19 protein-coding genes and 1 pseudogene are annotated in these 17,776 nt (G+C 66.0%); 9 read left to right on the top strand and 11 right to left on the bottom strand.

From position 1 onward, the window contains the following. Nucleotides 1-129 precede the first annotated feature (129 nt). The 5 genes from ACWIDW_RS10805 to ACWIDW_RS10785 all read right to left on the bottom strand — a co-directional run bounded on the left by ACWIDW_RS10805 (nt 130) and on the right by ACWIDW_RS10785 (nt 3,926). Nucleotides 130-726, bottom strand: coding sequence for a DUF305 domain-containing protein (locus ACWIDW_RS10805; protein WP_337338537.1), 597 nt, complete (start codon nt 724-726; stop codon nt 130-132). Nucleotides 727-882: 156 nt separating this feature from the next. Further along, on the bottom strand, nt 883-1,284 hold the full coding sequence (locus ACWIDW_RS10800) for a four-helix bundle copper-binding protein (protein WP_454125188.1): 402 nt from the start codon (nt 1,282-1,284) through the stop codon (nt 883-885). A gap of 587 nt (nt 1,285-1,871) precedes the next feature. Further along, a complete protein-coding gene (locus ACWIDW_RS10795; RefSeq protein WP_454125186.1) occupies nt 1,872-2,678 on the bottom strand; it encodes a F510_1955 family glycosylhydrolase in 807 nt (268 codons plus the stop codon). Nucleotides 2,679-2,857: 179 nt separating this feature from the next. After that, nucleotides 2,858-3,466 (bottom strand): DUF305 domain-containing protein, encoded by a 609-nt coding sequence (locus ACWIDW_RS10790; RefSeq protein WP_454125184.1) that lies wholly within the window; start codon nt 3,464-3,466, stop codon nt 2,858-2,860. Nucleotides 3,467-3,557: 91 nt separating this feature from the next. Then, nucleotides 3,558-3,926 (bottom strand): DUF6153 family protein, encoded by a 369-nt coding sequence (locus ACWIDW_RS10785; RefSeq protein WP_425562787.1) that lies wholly within the window; start codon nt 3,924-3,926, stop codon nt 3,558-3,560. Between the two features lie 244 nt (nt 3,927-4,170). Here ACWIDW_RS10785 and ACWIDW_RS10780 point away from each other — a divergent pair, with 244 nt between their 5' ends. The 6 genes from ACWIDW_RS10780 (at nt 4,171) to ACWIDW_RS10755 (ending at nt 9,480) form a co-directional block, all read left to right on the top strand. After that, entirely contained in the window at nt 4,171-4,431 is a 261-nt protein-coding gene (locus ACWIDW_RS10780) for a YHS domain-containing protein (RefSeq protein WP_344820467.1), read from the top strand. 71 nt (nt 4,432-4,502) lie between these two features. Next, nucleotides 4,503-6,713, top strand: a complete 2,211-nt coding sequence (locus ACWIDW_RS10775) for a heavy metal translocating P-type ATPase (RefSeq protein ID WP_454125181.1) — start codon at nt 4,503-4,505, stop codon at nt 6,711-6,713. Nucleotides 6,714-6,734: 21 nt separating this feature from the next. Then, nucleotides 6,735-7,055, top strand: a complete 321-nt coding sequence (locus tag ACWIDW_RS10770; protein ID WP_344820465.1) for a metal-sensitive transcriptional regulator — start codon at nt 6,735-6,737, stop codon at nt 7,053-7,055. Between the two features lie 548 nt (nt 7,056-7,603). After that, nucleotides 7,604-8,212 (top strand): SRPBCC family protein, encoded by a 609-nt coding sequence (locus tag ACWIDW_RS10765; RefSeq protein WP_454125179.1) that lies wholly within the window; start codon nt 7,604-7,606, stop codon nt 8,210-8,212. Nucleotides 8,213-8,223: 11 nt separating this feature from the next. Beyond that, complete coding sequence (locus tag ACWIDW_RS10760) at nt 8,224-8,892, top strand: DUF4166 domain-containing protein (RefSeq protein ID WP_454125177.1); 669 nt, start codon at nt 8,224-8,226, stop codon at nt 8,890-8,892. An 84-nt stretch (nt 8,893-8,976) separates the two neighbouring features. Next, nucleotides 8,977-9,480, top strand: a complete 504-nt coding sequence (locus ACWIDW_RS10755) for a hypothetical protein (protein WP_454125176.1) — start codon at nt 8,977-8,979, stop codon at nt 9,478-9,480. Nucleotides 9,481-9,491: 11 nt separating this feature from the next. Here the strand turns inward: ACWIDW_RS10755 and ACWIDW_RS10750 are convergent, their stop codons facing one another. The 4 genes and pseudogenes from ACWIDW_RS10750 to ACWIDW_RS10735 all read right to left on the bottom strand — a co-directional run bounded on the left by ACWIDW_RS10750 (nt 9,492) and on the right by ACWIDW_RS10735 (nt 13,092). Continuing rightward, nucleotides 9,492-10,379 carry a hypothetical protein gene (locus ACWIDW_RS10750; RefSeq protein WP_454125174.1) on the bottom strand — a complete coding sequence of 296 codons (888 nt, stop codon included), beginning with the start codon at nt 10,377-10,379 and terminating at the stop codon, nt 9,492-9,494. Nucleotides 10,380-10,512: 133 nt separating this feature from the next. Continuing rightward, a complete protein-coding gene (locus tag ACWIDW_RS10745; RefSeq protein WP_454125317.1) occupies nt 10,513-10,737 on the bottom strand; it encodes a hypothetical protein in 225 nt (74 codons plus the stop codon). Nucleotides 10,738-10,822: 85 nt separating this feature from the next. Continuing rightward, nucleotides 10,823-11,512: pseudogene (locus ACWIDW_RS10740) on the bottom strand (DUF222 domain-containing protein); the annotation flags it as partial. A 545-nt stretch (nt 11,513-12,057) separates the two neighbouring features. Beyond that, a complete protein-coding gene (locus tag ACWIDW_RS10735; protein WP_454125172.1) occupies nt 12,058-13,092 on the bottom strand; it encodes an alpha/beta hydrolase family protein in 1,035 nt (344 codons plus the stop codon). 29 nt (nt 13,093-13,121) lie between these two features. Here ACWIDW_RS10735 and ACWIDW_RS10730 point away from each other — a divergent pair, with 29 nt between their 5' ends. Together ACWIDW_RS10730 and ACWIDW_RS10725 are read left to right on the top strand one after the other, a co-directional pair. Continuing rightward, nucleotides 13,122-13,712 (top strand): GNAT family N-acetyltransferase, encoded by a 591-nt coding sequence (locus ACWIDW_RS10730; protein WP_452322520.1) that lies wholly within the window; start codon nt 13,122-13,124, stop codon nt 13,710-13,712. Beyond that, the gene (locus tag ACWIDW_RS10725) at nt 13,709-14,512 is read left to right on the top strand and encodes a PaaX family transcriptional regulator (protein WP_452322519.1); all 804 of its coding nucleotides are present in this window, start codon (nt 13,709-13,711) and stop codon (nt 14,510-14,512) included. The genes ACWIDW_RS10730 and ACWIDW_RS10725 overlap by 4 nt, the downstream gene beginning before the upstream one ends. Nucleotides 14,513-14,536: 24 nt before the next feature. On the opposite strand, the gene ACWIDW_RS10720 is transcribed toward ACWIDW_RS10725, so the two are convergent. Both ACWIDW_RS10720 and ACWIDW_RS10715 read right to left on the bottom strand, forming a co-directional pair. Continuing rightward, entirely contained in the window at nt 14,537-14,989 is a 453-nt protein-coding gene (locus ACWIDW_RS10720) for a MepB family protein (protein ID WP_452322518.1), read from the bottom strand. 57 nt (nt 14,990-15,046) lie between these two features. Next, nucleotides 15,047-17,158, bottom strand: a complete 2,112-nt coding sequence (locus tag ACWIDW_RS10715; protein ID WP_454125170.1) for a RecQ family ATP-dependent DNA helicase — start codon at nt 17,156-17,158, stop codon at nt 15,047-15,049. A gap of 145 nt (nt 17,159-17,303) precedes the next feature. Between ACWIDW_RS10715 and ACWIDW_RS10710 the strand changes: the two genes are divergently transcribed. Next, the gene (locus ACWIDW_RS10710) at nt 17,304-17,723 is read left to right on the top strand and encodes a pilus assembly protein CpaE (RefSeq protein ID WP_454125168.1); all 420 of its coding nucleotides are present in this window, start codon (nt 17,304-17,306) and stop codon (nt 17,721-17,723) included. Nucleotides 17,724-17,776: the final 53 nt, after the last annotated feature.

Below are 17,776 nucleotides of genomic sequence, written 5' to 3'. Positions count from 1 at the left end.
CGTATCGGGGTTGCGGTAAACGTTAGCGGTGGCCCCCCAGGCGCCCGCGCCGCGACCGCGCCGTAAACGATCGTTTCCGGCAGGCTCTCGGAGCACAAGCCATGATCGGCCGATTATCGCTACCAATCGTCATCCGTCGTCCGAGCACTGGCGGTCGGCTGCCCGTTCGAAGTCTGGAACGGGTCGGTCTTGCGCGTCCTCGGCCGTCAGCGCGAGTCCGTTGCTTTCGATGTCGGCGATGAGCCAGTCCATTTCGAGGATCTCCCGGCGCTGCGCTTCACTGATTTCAACCGCAAGTTCGCAGACGCGGACATCCTGCAGCTGTGCTCGCTCGGATCGGGTGATCGCGAGCGAGTGATGCGGAATCATTGCGCGCATGTACGCGGTGTCGTCGACGGTGATCTGGCTGCGGTCGAGGGCGATGCCTCCTCCGAGGAGGAGAACGCTGACGATGATGACCGCAATGTTCGCTTTCCTGTGCTTGTACATGTTGAGCATCCAGGCCAGCATGACCAGCCCCATGGCGCCGCCCATAGTGAGCGCCATGAAGACGCGGCTTTCGCTGAAGCGTATGTGCCCCCATTCCCACACTCCAGCGAACATCGTCCAATACATCACGACCATGCCGGTGAGAATCATCGCCGCGAATCGCAAGTACATCGTCAGCGATCCGTGCTTTTTCGTCCCCGCTTGTCGTCCACTTGTTTCGTGCGTGTCCTTCGACATATGCCTCACCTGTTCGTCTCAGCTCGTTGCGCGGTAGCGCGATTGATGACGACGTGTGGCGCAAGAGCGCTCGCTAGTCTGCTTCGGCTCGGTCAACGGGCATCACTGGATTGATGCGGGTAGCGAAGAACTGCACGACGCCGTCGAGGTGGCTATTCAGAGCGTTGCGAGGAGCGCGGCGCAGGCGTCTTCGCATCGCCGGCAGGCCGCAGCACACACCGTGCAGTGTTCGTGCATCGTGTGCTTCTCGCACTCGTCGGCGCAGCTCGCGCATGCCGTGCGGCACGCTTCGAGGGTCGCGCGGGTGAGGTTGGCGTCGTACCCGGTGTGCCTGGACAGGATGCGTCCGGTGGTTTCGCAGAGGTCGGCGCAGTCCAGGTTCGTGCGGATGCACTTCGTCAGCTCGGCAACCATTTGCTCGCTCAGGCACGCGTCGGCGCATGCGGTGCATGATTGCGCGCACTCAACGCACGCCTCGATACACTCCACCAGCACCTTCCGGTCAGCCTGACCAAGGTCCTTCGGGTAGGTGCGGAGCATTTCCGCCGCGACAGTCATAGTGGCTCCTCTCGTCATTGTGGAGTCTTCAAACTACGACCGCACCTCGCTCCCGAGGACCCCGTTGAATACCCCGGGAGGGCATGGTAGTTCAGCGGCAGATCATCGTCGCAGCGATTGCTGTGCGGTGACGATTATTCCGTTTCTGCAGCGTGACTGGGTGGAGTTCGAAGGATCAGAGCCAGGGCGGCAATGACCATGATTACGGCGATGTCAAAGCTGGCGATCGTGTACGTCCACCAAGCGACGTCGGTCGATTGGGCATCATTGATCAGATGCGCGAGCGCGAGGGCTGGACCGCAGATCAAGAGCATATATCCAAGACGCACGAGCCTTCGATGCGTCCGCTCCGCGGGACTGCGAGGCGAAGGCGCGCCGGGTGAGGACGAGTGCACGGCCGTCAGATGGTGTAGCGGGTCGAAGGGTGATCTGGGGCCGGTGGGGGTCATCAGAAGATCGCTCCAATCGCGAGAAAACTAGCAGCGGCGAGGAGGACAACGGCGATCGTCGCCACGATGACGAACAACACGAGGTTCCGAAAGGGGTTCTTGGGCGCTTTCACGAGGAATCCTTGGGCACGGGCCGCGTTATTGGGCGGGACTCAGCACAGTGGTGCTGTCCGGTGAGACTTCAACGATGCCCCGGTCATCGACGAGGATGACGCGGTCGTCGATGACAGTGAGGGCTTGAACGGCGCCTTGGAGCGATTCGAGCTGATGCCAGGTTCCATTTTCATCCTCTGTCCACAGGACGCCATCGGTGCCTGCGCCGAGAAGAGTGCCGTCAGTGCGAGCCTCCAGCGCGTAGAGCACAGGTGTTCCGTCGACTGGAGTGAATGTGTTACCGCCGTCGCTGCTGAAGAGAACGCCTTCTTCGGCTGCAGCGTATAAACCGGATTCGGTGACCGCGAGATCAGCGGCGCCGAGGGACGCACGCTCCGTCCAGTTGTTGCCCTCGTCTGTGCTGGTGAGCAGGTTCACTTGGCTAGAGGGGACGCCGTAGAGGGTGCCGTCCGGGGCCGCGGTGAGGATGTGGAAGTCGGTGGTTCCGTTGAGAGCAATAGGCGACCACGTGTTCCCGTAGTCGTCGCTGCGGATGATGCCGAGGTTGGGCGATCCGAGTTCGGCCGGGGTCTCTTCGCCGGGATGCCCGGAGGCGAACAGCGCGTCTCCCGAGACCGTGAATCCCATGGCGTCGAAGGCGTGACCGCCGATCGGGCCGGAGATATCCCCATCGGGTGTGAGAGTGAAGATTCCGTTGTGCGTGGCCACCAGCAGATCATCGCCCCGGGGATCTTCAGCGATGCCGTGGATGTGGTCGATGCGGGGAGCTGAGTCCGGGTTGCCGAGCGGTGTCGCGGTGCATCCGGTGGCGACAGTCGCCAGGACGGTCACAGTGACGGTTGCGAGAAGGAGTGAGCGTTTCATGATGGTTTCCGTTAGTGGCCTCAAGCGGGCCTGGCTTCACGACGCGCAGCAAGAGCACGCCGACGTCTGACTGCTGCCGCAATGGGGCAGCACGGATGACACAGATCCGGGCGGGACGATCGGATACCGGCCCGCCCGGAGGATTCCTACAGCTGGCCGAGGAGTTCCTGCATCGTGGCGATCTCCGCCGTCTGGTCGTCGATCACCTGTTGCGCGAGCTCGAGGACGTCCGGGTTCTGCGCATCATCAAGCGCCGTCTGCGCCATGTCGACGGCACCTTCGTGGTGCACGATCATCTGCTCCAGGAACAGGCTGTTCGCCTCGACAGCATCCGCGCTCTCCAACATGGTCATGTCCTCTTCGGACATCATGCTGTCGTCACCGCCCATCGAACCGTGATCCATGCCTCCCATGGAGTCGGGGTCATACTCCACACCCCAGTCTTCGAGCCATCCGAGCATCTTGTCGACCTCGGGGCCCTGCGCCGCCTTGATCTCCTCGGCAAGTTCCACCACGCGTGCGTCGGCACCGTCTTTAGCGAGCAGCATGTCGGCCATCTCGATCGCCTGCTCGTGATGAGGGATCATCATCGTGACGAACATCTCGTCAGCCTCGTTCGCTGCCGAAGTCGACGACGACTGAGACGGGGAGGTGGATTCGCTGGACGGTGCCGTGGTGTTGTCAGCGCAGCCGGTGAGAACCAGTGCAAGGGTCAGTACACCCGTACTGACAGCAACGGGAATCTTCTTATTCATGGTTGTTCCTTCGATACGTCGTGTGAGGGTTCGCAAATGATGGCGCCAGACGGCGCCAGGAATCCGACCTATCAGGGTCGGCGGCGACTACTCAGGTGCGACTTATCGAAAGGATCGTCAGCGAGGGTGCCCGGGGAGGGATCCCGATCGCTTCCCACCTCACCAGGCTTACACCACGGTGAGGGGGCAGCCCGTGACGATGAATCAATATCGGAGGGAGGAGGAGAAGCAGACCGGCAAGCAACGCCAGCACGCACGCAGTCAGCATCTCGTTGTGACCCTGCCCATGTCCGGTGCTCACATGACACGCACCCTCACACGCGGTGGACTCGCTCGCGACGGTTGACGCCGCTGCGGTGGCGTGCTCCTCCCCAGCTGCGGAGTGGGTGAGTCCGACGGATCCGTGTCCCGCAGGTTCGGAGGTGAAGGTATGCATCGCCAGCAAGCCGACGATAACCATCAGCGTGGCCCCGCCGAGCATCAACAACGCGCGCAACGACAGCTGCGGACGTGCGCCACGAACTGCGACGTGCATGCTCGGCCTCCTCCATTCCGTCCAGGATGCTAACACCACGATCTATGCGGCCACCCGCCCTGATCCTTCAGCGCCGCCATGTACATCCTAGTGCGGAATACCCCTAGGGGGTATATCGTTAGGCATACCGCCGCCGGACTCCGGTGTTTGAGAGAAAGAGGAACAAAACATGTCCGACTCCACTGGATCCTGCTGCAGCCGCAACAGCCACGGTTCCGTCGACGCCGAAGGACGCAAGGATCTCCTCACCCCGCCCGCGGAGGATCTCGCCGAATGTCCTGTGATGGTAGGCAGCACCGTCATCAAGGCGGATGCAGAAGTTGCCGGCCTGTACCGAGATTACGACGGCACCCGGTACTACTTCTGCTGCGCCGGATGCGGGCCCGCGTTCGACGCCGACCCGGCTAAGTACGCCACCGCTGCTGCCTGACACTGTTTCACCGTGCGAGGCACGCCACACAAGTCGGCCCCACGGTTCTCAATTCCGAGGAGGATAGGCCCATGAGCCACCCGCGTAACGACGGCGCAGAGCACACCCACGCACACCACGACCACGCGGCGTCGACCCCCGCAGTGACGACCGAAACTGACCACGATGCGCACGCGGGACATCAAGCAATGGCGCGTGCACCGCAGTCAGACGCGGCCGCGCACAGTCATAGGGACCACGGAAGCGACAACGCGCCCTCCGGTCACAACACCCACGCTGGACACGGCGGTCATGCAGGCCATGGCGACCACGTCGGGCAGTTCCGTCGCCTGTTCTGGATCATGCTCGTCCTCGCTGTCCCCACGGTCGCGTTGTCGGGCATGTTCTCGATGATCCTGGGCTACACCCTCCCCGATATTCCGGGTCTGTCATGGGTATCCCCGGTGCTGGGCACTGTCATGTACGCGTGGGGTGGAAAGCCGTTCCTCGTCGGTGCAGTCAGCGAGCTCCGCGCTCGCAAGCCCGGCATGATGCTGCTCATTGGCCTCGCGATCACCGTCGCGTTCGCCGCCTCCTGGGGCGCGACGCTCGGGGTGCTCCATCACGAACTCGACTTCTGGTGGGAGCTCGCCCTCCTCATTGTCATCATGCTTCTCGGGCACTGGATCGAGATGCGCTCCCTCGCCCAGACGACTTCCGCCCTGGACTCACTCGCCGCTCTTCTCCCGGATGAGGCAGAGCGCGTCGAGAATGACCAGGTCGTCACGGTCTCACCGTCCGATCTCGTCGTCGGTGACGTCGTCATCGTACGGCCGGGTGGTAGCGTCCCCGCGGACGGGCGCATCGTCGACGGACGGGCTTCGATGGACGAGTCCATGGTCACGGGCGAGTCCCGCACCGTGGAACGCGGCAGCGGCGACCACGTCACAGCCGGCACCGTTGCCACCGATTCCGGGCTTCGCGTCGAGATCACCGCGACCGGCGACGACACGACCCTCGCCGGCATCCAACGTCTCGTCACTGAAGCGCAAAGCTCGTCTTCTCGTGCTCAGCGCCTCGCTGACACCGCCGCCGGATGGCTGTTCTGGTTCGCCCTGGGTGCTGCGGCGATCACCGCGATCGTCTGGACGTTGGTCGGCTTGCCTGACGCTGCTGTCATCCGCACGATCACGGTGCTCGTCATCGCGTGCCCGCACGCCCTGGGCCTGGCCATCCCGCTGGTCGTCTCCATCGCCACCGAGCGCGCCGCCCGGGGCGGCGTGCTCGTCAAGGACCGGCTCGCTCTCGAGAGCATGCGCACCGTCGATACAGTGCTGTTCGACAAGACCGGCACCCTCACCAAGGGCGAGCCCGTCGTCTCCGAGGTCTCCGTTGCCGATGGCGCCGACCCTGACCGGGTGCTCGCGCTGGCGGCCGCCGCAGAGGCCGACAGCGAGCACCCGCTCGCGAAGGCCATCGTCCGCGCGGCCGCCGACAGGAAGCTCACCGTCCCCCGAAGCGTCGAGTTCACCTCGTCACCTGCTGTGGGCGTTACGGCGACCGTTGAGGGGAAGATCATCCGAGTCGGGGGACCTCATCTGCTGTCCGAGGAGAACGCCGATGAGCTTCCGGTCGCCGATCAGTGGCGTGCGGATGGCGCGATCATCCTCCATGTCATCCAGGACGGGCGCGTCGTCGGAGCCCTGAAGCTCGCCGACGAGGTGCGTTCGGAGTCCCGGGAAGCCGTCGACGCCCTTCACGCGCTCGGCGTGCAGGTCGTGATGATCACCGGCGATGCGGATGCCGTGGCTCGGGCTGTCGCGCAAGACCTCGGCATCGACCGCGTCTTCGCCGGAGTACGCCCGGAGGACAAGGCCGCAAAGGTCCAACAACTCCAGAACGAGGGCCGTAAGGTCGCAATGGTCGGCGACGGCGTCAACGACGCCCCTGCCCTCGCGCAGGCCGACGTTGGGCTGGCGATCGGTGCAGGCACAGATGTCGCGATCGCGTCGGCTGGTGTCATCCTCGCAAGCGACGACCCCCGCTCGGCACTCTCCGTGATCGAACTGTCACGGGCTTCGTACCGGAAGATGAAGCAGAATCTCTGGTGGGCTGCCGGATACAACATCATCTCCGTCCCCCTCGCCGCCGGCGTCCTCGCCCCCATCGGATTCGTGCTCCCGATGTCGGTCGGAGCGATTCTCATGTCACTATCCACCATCGTCGTCGCTCTCAACGCCCAACTGCTGCGCCGACTCGACCTCCGCCCCGACACCACGACCCGCGTCATCCTGAACCGCTGACCACAACCGCCGGAGATCCAGATGACTGATACCGCCGTCGCTACAACATCCTGCAACCACGCAGAGCACGGGTACATCACGGACAAAGCCCGCTACCTTGCTCGCCTCAAGCGCATCGAAGGACAATCACGCGGCATCCACCGCATGGTCGAGGACGAGAAGTACTGCATTGACATCCTCACTCAGATCTCCGCACTGACCAGCGCCTTGCAGAGCGTTGCCGTCGGGCTCCTCGAAGACCACCTGCGCCACTGTGTGGCAGATGCAGCTCGCGCCGGCAGCGACATCGCCGAAGAGAAGGTCCGGGAAGCGTCTCAGGCGATCGCCCGCCTCGTTCGCTGAGTCGCCTCGCCAACGTCGATTGATCGCTGACACTGTTCCGAACCGCAAGGTCGGTCTCGTATCCCATGGGTTACGAGAAAGCTGCCGTCGCCTTGCCACGCGCGTAAGGCGCTCAGCGCGTCTTCACAGGATCAGCCGGAAACCCTTGCCGTTTGGTGCTTATGACGAGCGTTTGTGGCGACCGTTCCGAGCCCGATATCTGGACCGCGCCGTAAACGATCGTTTGCGGCGGCCGCTCAAGAGACGCGAACCACGCCCGCCCAGGCGGCGGAGGTCTCAAAAAAGCGCCTCGCGATCTCTGCCTCTTGGCGCAACCGATCGAGTGTGTCGCGGTACTCGGCGTCCTCGGTCACGTCGTCCTGCGAGTGACCCCCATGTGCTTTGCCCATATTTTGTTTCAAGGAGCTCGATGATGTCGTCGTAGAGCGCCGTGAACTCGCCCGAAGGTGCAAACACATGGAGTTCCGCGGCATCCGGCCCGACCTCGACTGACGTCCCGTGTAGCGTCGAGTGTCAGAGTGTCGGCGAACAGCAGTCGGGGGTCGAGTATGCGTCGGTCGCAGGCGTTGTATGTCGAGGTGCTCATCCGAGCCGATATTGAGACGATCTGGGCGCTGACGCAGGATCCCGACCTCCACCCGCGATGGGACCTGCGCTTCAGCAGGATCGAGCCGACCGGCTCCGATTCGGCGGGCCGGTCGCGGTTCCGGTACGAACGGGCCCTGCCACTGCACGTGATCCGGGGCGAGGGCATCTCCCTCGGAGAGAAGACCCGCCGCGATGGCATCCGCACGTCAGCGCTCGCGTTCTCGACCGACGACCGCCTATCGCCGTTGCGCTGCGGTCGCGGGTATTGGCGCTACGTGCCGACGGCGGAGGGCGTGCAATTCATCACCGGATACGACTATCAGGCCGGCTGGGGCAGATTCGCCGATCTGGTGATGCGGCCGGTGATCCTCTGGATGACCGCATGGAGCTTCGACCGGCTGCGCATCTGGGCCGAGCGCGGCGAAGAACCGAATCGGTGGCCTCTGCTGTCGGTCGTGCGGTTCTGGCGTTCGGACAGACCCCGCGCCTCGCGGTGTCGCACCGTCCCACCACGTGACGGCGCGATGGCTGATGCTCCGCAGACGCTGCAGAGGGTGAGCGTCTCGTGAACGGTACCCCGATGTTTCGGACAGCGCTCGGAGACGAAGCCTTCGCACGTCTGCATCCCATGCTGCAGCGACGGTTCGGGGTCTCGGTGGCGAACGGCTACGGATGCGTCGGGCGCGGGACCATGAGCCGCGTCCGCAGAGGCCCGTGGTGGACGGTTCCGTTTCTGCTGATCGGTCGACTGCGCCACATCCTCGTCGCAGACACCGGCACGAACGTGCCATTCGTCATCGAGAACTATCCATACCTCGACCCGTACGGTCGAGAGACCGTGACGTTCGTTCGTGAGTATCGCGCGCGACGACGGCCGGCGCGGTTCGACGCGACGATGGTGCTCGACCCTGACCGCAGGACGATCGTGGACTACCTCGGCACGCATCAGCACCTGGCCGTCGATCTGCACCTCGAAGTCGACGCGCATGGCGGCCTCGTTCTGCGATCGAATGAGCAGCGCTTCTACGAGGGGCCCATCGCGTTCCGATTCCCGATGCTGTTCTCGGGTCGCGCGGAACTGCACGAGCGCTACGACGACGCCAGGGGCGCCTTCCACATCTCGCTCGAGGTGCGGAACCGACTCTTCGGCTTCCTCTTCGGCTACGAGGGCTGGTTCACGTGCGAGTTCCCGCCCGCGACCGATGCCCCGGACCGCCTGAAGCCACGACGACACGAGCGACGCCTCTGACGCTTCAGCGGGAGCGGTTCAGTGCGGCTCCCTCGCGGAGGCGCCGAGGAGACGTCTGCATCGACGGTTGGATAGCATCGCGGGATGCCCGGCCGATCCCGACGCAGCCCGAAGAGGCAGCTGCTTCTGATGGCGATCGGGGTCGGCGTGCTGGTGGTCGCCATGTGGGTCCTAACCCTCGCGCTGCCCGACCCGAGGCCGCCGACGGCTGAAGCGGCAGCGGCGAAGATCGAATCGTACTTCGACCGTGTTGAAGGGTCGCTCGCCACGAGCAGCGTGCTCGATCGTTCGGCAGAGGTCGTCGAAGAGCCCTGTCCGCTGGAAGACCTCGGCGATCAGGCCACGGTCCGACGCACCCTCCGCATCGACCCTGACCTCGATCGCGTCGCCTGGGTGGCTGGCCTCAGCGAGGTCTTTCCTGAGGAAGACGGCTGGGTCGTGCGCATCCGGACACTCGATTCCCGCGACAATCTCGGTATCCGCCTCGTGGCCCGGGATCTGACGATCATCAATATCGTTGCCAGCGCATCCGATGGTGAAGCGCGCATCACGCTGAAGTCCACGAGCCAGTGCAGCCAAGCGACCTGACGCGCAGCAGATCACTGCACCGGGGGGCGGATCTTCGCGAGGATGCTCGCGCCTTCAGTACCCGCGGACACGATCAACGTTTCCGCGTCGACCCATCCCATAGCTCGGATGTCGCAGAGCGGGGGCGAGACCTTTCCGTCACTCGTCTCAATACTCCGCAGGTCGCACAACGCATCACGTTCGACGACCTGGTGCGCGTCGGCGGAGCCGCCCTGCACGTGCCATGGCTCCTCAGCGACTCGCGGCGTGGTGCTCCATGCGCGGGCTCCGGCCGGGTTCGTCGCCATCACTGGTGTCCCCTCTGCGAACTTCGCGAAGTGCGAGCGCTCGCCCGTCTCATCGATCGCGATCAATCGAGACCCTGTGTTGGCGATGATCGACAAGTCGGGCGTGACAGACAGCTTCACGTCTTCGTGATGCCTCATCTCGAGTGGCGGGGTGACCGCTGGATCGACGATCGCCTCGTCCAGCCGTCGAACGACGAAACGCGCGTCGCCGCTGTCGCTGAAGAGATACTCGACGTAGAAGATGGTGTCGTCGAGTACGGCGACATCGCCGACGACATCCGCATCAGCGTCGATCGGCGTCCAGGCCATCGCAGCGGTGTCGAAGAGCCATAGCCCTCCGTCTGGATCTTCATACATGTGACCGGAGACGACGAGCGTGAGCGAGTCGATCGCAGACATGCCCCGAACACGCAGGAAGCCCTTCTCTCCCTCGAGGTTGAACCGACGGATCGTCTCGTCGTCCTCGTCGATATGCAGCCACGACCCAGACGACTCCGTCCAGAACCCGCCGGCCGTGTCGACAGCGATGTGCGACATCGGGTAGGTCACGTCGATCATGTCGGTCTCGACGTCGCCGTCCATCGCATTGTCGTACTCGATCGGAGTGATCACCCACGCATCTGCAGGGGGCGATGGAGCGCAGGATGTGAGGAGTACGACGAGCGCAGCCGCTATGAGAGAACCCGACATCCGATAGCGCTTCACAGCGGGATCGTATCTGTCGCTGGCTCTGCCCAGCTGATGCTTACTCCCGCAGCACCGCGGTGCGCCGTCGTCGCGAGTGCAGGGCGGAGAGTCGTGGGGTGCGCCATCTCTGTTCGGGGTCCCACCAGGCGGGGCCGCGGATCTGCGGAAGTCCGCTGTTCATGCGGATCTCCCACCCGGACTGCCCGAGAGATCGATGGTGCCACCAGCAGAGCGGCACGCCGTTGTCCGTATGCGTCGGGCCGCCCCGGGCGTGCTCGACCACGTGGTGGATCTCGCACCAGGTCGCGGGGACATGGCATCCGGGAATCAGACATTCCTGATCTCGGGCGACGATGGCGCGCCGCTGATGAACGGTGAATACGCGGTCGGTGGTGCTGATGCCCACGACCCTCGTCGAACAGCACGCGCTGCACGGCTCCGGTGCACGCGGTGTGGGTCGCGACGTGCAGCGGAACGGCGCTCTCGGATCCCGGCAGGGTCGCCCAGCCGGTGCCGGCCGCCAGATCGGCGGCGTCGACGTGCACGACCAGAGTCGGGGCCGCACCGCCGAGTGAGGGCATCTCGCTGTGCCGAGCGGCGATCCCGAGAGCGGCGGCGAGCGCATCGTGCCTCTTCTGCGCGGGAGTGCGCGAATCGATCACCTTGCGGAGGTCGCTGTTGAACTCGTCATCGTTGCACGGGTCGTCGTCGAAGGTGAACCGGACGCCCGTGTCGGGAGCACCGCCGACCTTCGGGTTGTTGTACGCGTCATCGATGAGCTGCCACTGCGCGGCCAGCTCGGGGGTGAGGTTTCCCCTCACCGGATGGAGCCCGTCGCGCTCCCGACCGATCGTGAACCCTCGGCGCGTCTGCGCACGCTCGTCTGACGGCTCGGCGCCGTCCGGATCGAGGGCGATGGCCAGGGCGGCCGCGAACTGCTTCAGGTCTTCCGCCGATGCTCGCGGCGCCTGCCGGCGATCACCGTGGTCGGCATCGTCGAGGTCACCGGGGAGCTCGTCACCGCGGGCGAACGCCGCCAGATTGGCGTCAGCCCACATCCGCTGCTCGACAGTGATTCGATCCCGTCCGCGCTCCAGCGGGGCAACGGAAGCCAGCAGACCGGCGACACCGACGGCACCGTCGAGCAGCGCCTCGCGCATGGCGGGCCAGCGGGCCGGCATCCGCTCCCCCGACACGAGACTGGTCTCGCGCTGCACGGCCTCCGCCGCCCGGATGATCCGCGCCGCGGTCGGAGCATCAACCAGCGCTGCCCGACGGAGCATCTCGTTCATGCCCCGGCATCCGAAACGATGCCCGAAGTCCACATCGGAGGTGGCGACGGTCTCGACGATGCCGGCATCCGCCAGCCGCGATATCTCCCCGAGCCCGGCAAGCGCTTCCGCGCGCTCCGCATCCGACAGCCCCGCTAGCGCGTCGCCCGACAGCAGATCGCGCAGGTCGGCGGCGACCTGAGCGAGAGCATCGGCGGGGCTGTTCATACCTCCATTCTGACGAGGGCCACCGACATTCACCGGGGTGGTTATCCCCAGATCAGTGGACGCTTTCGGAAGGAGAAGTCTCGGTGTCGCGCAGCCAGAGTCATCTACTCAGATGACGGGATGCTGGAGAGAAATGACCTGTAGTCATCGATGGCCGCAGGCGCGAGGAGAGCGCGGGGCCAGACAGCGCCAGTGAAGAAACCGACGAGGTCATTCTCTTCCATCACGGGTCTGGCCAGGGAGTGAGCTCCGTCGATGTGAGTCACGCTCAGGGACGATCCGAAGATCGATCGGTACGTCTCCTCAGTCTCAATGACGTCGACGTTGCGGTCGTGCATGCCCACCATGAGGTGCACAGGGATGCCGCGAGCGGCTGAGGCGGCGAGGTCAGCAGTCGCGTCCGAGTCGACGTTTCGCTGGACGAACTTCCACCGCGCCTCTGTCATAGGGTCCGCGCGCGCTGATGATGATGATGAAAGATATTCCTCGTACGACGCACCCCGCTCGAGGAGAGCGCGCGTCTGGTCGCTTGCCGCGATCGCCTCCTCTCGCTCCTCCTCGCTCGCTCCGTCGTGCTCCAGTTCAGCGACGAGGTTGAAGCGACCCTGCCGAAGCCATTCGATCGCCGTGCCCACGGCGACGACGGCGTCGATGTCATCGCGGATGCGAGTGACTTCAGGAAGGACCCAGCCGGCCTGGCTCGCTCCCCACAGCACGATCGTTCCGGTCGGGACGCCGGCTTGTGCATGAGCCCAGTCGATGGCCGCGGAGACCTCGCTCGCCCGATCCTTCATCGACTGCGAGAGCCAGTCTCCGTCCGAGTCCGCCACGCCAGGCTTGCTCCATGAGAGGGTCGCGAACCCGGCATCCGCCGCTCCCTCGAACCACGGCGAGTAGAGACCGTCCTGCGTCGCCTCGACCGGCCCGTCCCCGTGAACCATCACCACGAGACCTCGAGGCGACCCTTCCGGTGGCAGCGTCAGAACCCCGGAGAGGCTTCCCTCAGGGCCGGGTATCGTCACCGCCGTCTGTTCGAAGCGATAGCTATTGCCCACGACAGCAGTACCGATGACTACCGCCACAGCGCCGAAGAGGCCGAGAAGAGCGAACGTGATCCGCTTACGTTTCGTGATGCGCACGGTCGTAGCATATGGGATATATTTGTGGCATGGGAGAAGCGATCGTTGCGGAAGGGTTCACCGAAGAGGAGCGCCCACGCGTCGCGACCCTGTACTGGGAGGCTTTCGGGCGCAAGCTGGGTGCGGGGTTCATCGATGCGGCCACCGGGCGGCGCGTCATCGAAGGCGCTCTTCGCGACACGAACATGCTCATCGCCAGAGAACATGGTGCCGTTGTGGGAGTCTGCGGCTTCCACGCAGACGGCACGGGGTCCGCAGACCTCGGATGGTCGCGACTCAGAAGATCGCTCTCAGTCCCCGCGGCATTGCGGGCCAGTCTCGTCTTATCGCTGCTCTCGCACTCGGAACGTCCTGGCGCTCTGGTGCTCGACGGCATCTGCGTCGACCAAGCTGTTCGTGGACGTGGTATCGGGTCTTCGCTGTTGAGCGCAGCCGCTGACAAGGCCCGTCGCATGGGGGCGAGAACGGTCAATCTCTCGGTGATCGATCGCAACCGCCGGGCTCGGGCCCTCTACGAACGCCAGGGCTTCACACCCGTCGGGCGCGGGGCTCTCGGCCTCCTGTCGCCTGTATACGGGTTCGACGGATACACGGCCATGGAGCTCGAGGTCGGACGATGACGCGGCAGGTCTCTCCGAGGACCGTCATCGAAGCCTTCCTCCCCCCGACCGGACGCGCGCCGCTGAAGCTCGTCTATGACACGGCCAACCTTGCTGGCCTTCAGGATCAGCCCGTCCGGCTGGCGCTGCGTCGCATGGTCGCCAGCGGCGATATCGAGCAGACAGGGCGGGGTCGGGCAGGGACGATCGGCCTGACGAGCACCGGGCGACAGCGACTGGAGCGTGATCGACGGAGCCTGGCTCTTGCGTTCGCCCAGGACGCTGGGAACGCGCCCTGGGACGGCCGGTGGCGGTTGATCGCCGTGTCAGTCCCCGAACGTGAGCGTGCAGCTCGCGACGCCTTGCGCCGCGGGCTGCACGAGCTCGGCGCCGTCGCTATCTCGACAGGTCTCCACGTCAGCCCACACGACCTGATCGCAGAACTCCCAGACGAGGCGCTGCCCTATCTGTCGGCAGCGACCACCGGGGACTTGAATGTGCGAGGCACGACCGACGCTCGAACGATCGCGCAGGCACTGTGGCCCAGCGAGCCCACCCTCGCCGCCTACGCGACACTCGACGAAACGCTCCTCCGGCGCATCTCAGATCCCAGCCTGCCGGCCGTCGTGCGCCTGCTCCTGCTCGCCGACGCCCTGGAGCTCGCCATTCGAGAGGATCCGCTGCTCCCCCTCGAGCTGCGACGCACGCCATGGCCACCGTCCCGGACACGCAGAGATTGGGCCCGCCGGTGGGAAGCGCTGCGCGAGGAGTGCCAGAGCCCGGTCTACGACGGATGGTGGCCTCTGACAGCACGTCCGTAGCTGTCGTCGACCCGACGGGGCGCGCTATTCAGGCCGGCTTTGCGGATGATATTCGTGAAAGGCCGACGCCTGAGCGCGCTGCGCGGCCATTGCCTGCACATTCAGATCACTGCTCCAGCTCGGATACACGCGGAACCCGCGTTTGCCTGGCCGCCTGCCCGCGGTGATGCCCAGTTCCCTGAGGTGCGCGGCGCTGAAGCGGAACACACCGTTCCTGCTCTCATGCTGCACGAAGACGAGTAGGCCCGCTGCGACATCGTCGTCGCCGAACGGCGCTGTCCTGCCGTCAGGGTCTCGCTGCCAGAAAGCGAGAAACGCTCCCGGCTTTTTCGGTGTGGTCCTCGCTGTGCGCACGTGCCACACCTCGTCGCCGATCCGCGCCAAGCCCGACTCGTAGTCGGTGTTCTGCAATTCAGGGGTGACGAAGACAGCCACCGCCAGAGTGGTCGCATACCTCTTGAGCGCGGTGAAGGTCACCGCAACAAGCTATCCGCATCCACCCTCACGCCGGGACCGCGCTGCTCAAGGCGACGCTCAGCCCCGCAGCGCCAGCACGAAGGGCAGCACATCGCCGGCGCCGGCCCGGCGCAGCTCGCGCGCCGCGACGGTGAGCGTCCAGCGGCTGTCGGCCTGGTCATCGACGAGCAGCACCGGCCCGTCCGGCACCGCGAGCCCCTCGGCACTGAAACGCTCCCAGAGCCCGGCGAGACGGAACACGCTGTTACCGCCCGGTTCGCCACTCGGCCCGCCGTTCGCGAAGCCGAGCGCGCCGATGTACGGCAGCCTGCCGATGCCGGCGATGCCGCGAGCGAGCGAGTCGACGAGCAGAGGCTTCGACCGCGACGGCATCGCGACGACGGCCACGGGGCGCCGCTCCCAGCCCCACCCCGCCAGCACCCGCACGCACGCCTCGAGCACCTGAGGGCTCACCTCGGCATCCGGAGTCCCGGCGGCGAACAGCTGCCGCAGGGTCCCTCCCCAGCCGAGGTCGGTGAGCCTCGCGAGTGCGCGCCCCTCCCCCGCCTGCTCGTCGGCGGGAATGCGCCCCTTCACCGGAACACCCACCCGGTCACCGCCGGTGGGCCACTGCCGGCGCTGCTCGATCGGCACGCCGACGCGGTCGAGTGCACCGGATGCCGCTGCTCCCGCATCCGGGCCGATCTCGGCCGGAAACCACGGCCCGGCGCAGTTGTCGCACCGACCGCACGGCGCGGCCGTGTCGTCGTCGAGCGAACGCTGCAGGAACTCCATCCGACAGCCGTCGGTCTGCTGGTAGTCGAGCATGTGCTGCTGCTCGGCCCGGCGCTCGGCGGCGATGCGCTCGTACCGCTCGGCGTCGTACACCCACGGCTGACCGGTGGCGACCCACCCGCCCTGCACGCGCCGCACCGCGCCGTCGACATCGAGCACCTTCAGCAGCAGCTCGAGAGGCGTGCGGCGGATGTCGACGATCGCCTCGAGCGCCGGAGTCGACAGCGGCTGATCGCCCAGCGCCGCGATCACGCGCTCGGCGCGCTCGCGATCGGGCATCGACGCGGTGGCGAAGTAGTGCCAGATGTCGCGATCCTCGACGCCCGGCAGCAGCAGAACGTCGGCGCTGTCGCTCGCGCGCCCGGCACGCCCGACCTGCTGGTAGTACGCGACCGGTGACGACGGGGCGCCGAGGTGCACGACGAAGCCGAGATCGGGCTTGTCGAAGCCCATGCCCAGCGCGCTGGTCGCGACGAGCGCCTTGACCTCGTTGCGCTTGAGCATCCCCTCGGATTCCTCGCGCTCGTCGGCATCCGTCTGCCCGGTGTAGGCGCGCACCGCGTGCCCCTGCTCGCGCAGCAGTCGGGCCGTGTCGACCGCGGCCGACACCGTGAGCGCGTAGATGATGCCCGAGCCCGGCAGATCGTTCAGGTGGCTGAGCAGCCAGGCCAGCCGCTGCGCCGACCCGGGCAGCTGCAGCACGCCGAGGCGGAGGGATGCCCGCGCCAGCGGCCCACGGATGGTCAGAACTCCGGCATCCGCCGGCGACGTGCCATCGAGCTGCTCGGCGACGTCGGCGACCACCCGACTGTTGGCCGTCGCCGTCGTCGCCAGCACCGGGACGCCCGTGGGCATCTCGGCGATCAGCTCGCGCAGGCGCCGGTAGTCCGGCCGGAAGTCGTGCCCCCAGTCGCTGATGCAGTGCGCCTCGTCGACGACCAGCATGCCGATCCGGCGCACCAGCGCCGGCAGCTGGTTCTCGCGGAAGGCGGGGTTGTTCAGCCGCTCGGGCGAGACGAGCAGCACGTCGACCTCGTCGCGGTCGAGCCGCGCGATCACATCGGCCCACTCGTGCGGGTTGGTCGAGTTGATCGCCACGGCCCGCACCCCGGCGCGTTCGGCCGCCGCGATCTGGTCGCGCATCAGCGCGAGCAGCGGCGAGACGAGCACCGTCGGTCCCGCCCCCTGCCGACGCAGCAGGAGAGTGGCGACGAAGTACACCGCCGACTTGCCCCATCCGGTGCGCTGCACGACGAGCGCGCGGCGGTGATCGGCGACGAGAGCCTCGATCGCCTCGTACTGCCCGTCGTGGAACGTCGCGTCGGGACGCCCGACCAGCTCACGCAGCGCGGCGAGCGCGGCATCGTGGATGTCGGTCGAGGTCGTGGAGGTCATGCCCTCCACTCTGCCGCACCCCGCCGACACCACCGCGCTGCAGCCGAGACTGTCGCCGCACCCCGCAGACACCACCGCGGTCCCGTCAACACCGCCAAGACCGCCGACACCGCCCTGGGCATCCGCGGTCGCCTACCGTAGAGGCATGATCAGCCGCGAACTGGCAGTCGCCCTGCGCGAGACGGGTCTCATCTGGCATCCGGCCAGCGGCGATCGCTTCGCCCTCGACCTGCCCGAGGAGATCGAGCTGGAGGCCGAGGCCGACATCTTCACCGTCAGCGAGATGACGATCGAGGCGCGCGCGACTCCATCGGGCACCGATCTGGCCTTCAACGGCACCACCGAGTGGGCGCTCGACTCCGTGCAGCTGTCGGAGGCCGTCTGGCTCCCCCGCGAGGATCAGCTGCGAGAGCTGCTGCGCGGCACCTTCCGCACACTGCAGCGCCTGACCGACGCGTTCGTCGTCGAGATCGAGATCGCCGGGGAGCGGATGCGCTTCGAGCATCCCGAGCCCGCCGACGCCTACGGTCGAGCCCTACTCGCCCTGCTGCGCCGCGCGCACTGACGACTCCCTTGATCGTCCGACTCGCGCATGCGAGAATTACCAAACGAACGGTC

It is taken from the genome of Microbacterium sp. NPDC055312, from assembly GCF_053645675.1.
This window is presented reverse-complemented; position numbering and strand designations above follow the sequence as displayed.

Bases quoted from the DNA above. Each gene is read 5' to 3' on its own strand.
- ACWIDW_RS10805 (WP_337338537.1), bottom strand. From the start codon at position 726: ATGTCGAAGGACACGCACGAAACAAGTGGACGACAAGCGGGGACGAAA.
- ACWIDW_RS10800 (WP_454125188.1), bottom strand. From the start codon at position 1,284: ATGACTGTCGCGGCGGAAATGCTCCGCACCTACCCGAAGGACCTTGGT.
- ACWIDW_RS10790 (WP_454125184.1), bottom strand. From the start codon at position 3,466: ATGAATAAGAAGATTCCCGTTGCTGTCAGTACGGGTGTACTGACCCTT.
- ACWIDW_RS10785 (WP_425562787.1), bottom strand. From the start codon at position 3,926: ATGGTTATCGTCGGCTTGCTGGCGATGCATACCTTCACCTCCGAACCT.
- ACWIDW_RS10780 (WP_344820467.1), top strand. From the start codon at position 4,171: ATGTCCGACTCCACTGGATCCTGCTGCAGCCGCAACAGCCACGGTTCC.
- ACWIDW_RS10775 (WP_454125181.1), top strand. From the start codon at position 4,503: ATGAGCCACCCGCGTAACGACGGCGCAGAGCACACCCACGCACACCAC.
- ACWIDW_RS10770 (WP_344820465.1), top strand. From the start codon at position 6,735: ATGACTGATACCGCCGTCGCTACAACATCCTGCAACCACGCAGAGCAC.
- ACWIDW_RS10765 (WP_454125179.1), top strand. From the start codon at position 7,604: ATGCGTCGGTCGCAGGCGTTGTATGTCGAGGTGCTCATCCGAGCCGAT.
- ACWIDW_RS10760 (WP_454125177.1), top strand. From the start codon at position 8,224: ATGTTTCGGACAGCGCTCGGAGACGAAGCCTTCGCACGTCTGCATCCC.
- ACWIDW_RS10755 (WP_454125176.1), top strand. From the start codon at position 8,977: ATGCCCGGCCGATCCCGACGCAGCCCGAAGAGGCAGCTGCTTCTGATG.
- ACWIDW_RS10730 (WP_452322520.1), top strand. From the start codon at position 13,122: ATGGGAGAAGCGATCGTTGCGGAAGGGTTCACCGAAGAGGAGCGCCCA.
- ACWIDW_RS10725 (WP_452322519.1), top strand. From the start codon at position 13,709: ATGACGCGGCAGGTCTCTCCGAGGACCGTCATCGAAGCCTTCCTCCCC.
- ACWIDW_RS10715 (WP_454125170.1), bottom strand. From the start codon at position 17,158: ATGACCTCCACGACCTCGACCGACATCCACGATGCCGCGCTCGCCGCG.
- ACWIDW_RS10710 (WP_454125168.1), top strand. From the start codon at position 17,304: ATGATCAGCCGCGAACTGGCAGTCGCCCTGCGCGAGACGGGTCTCATC.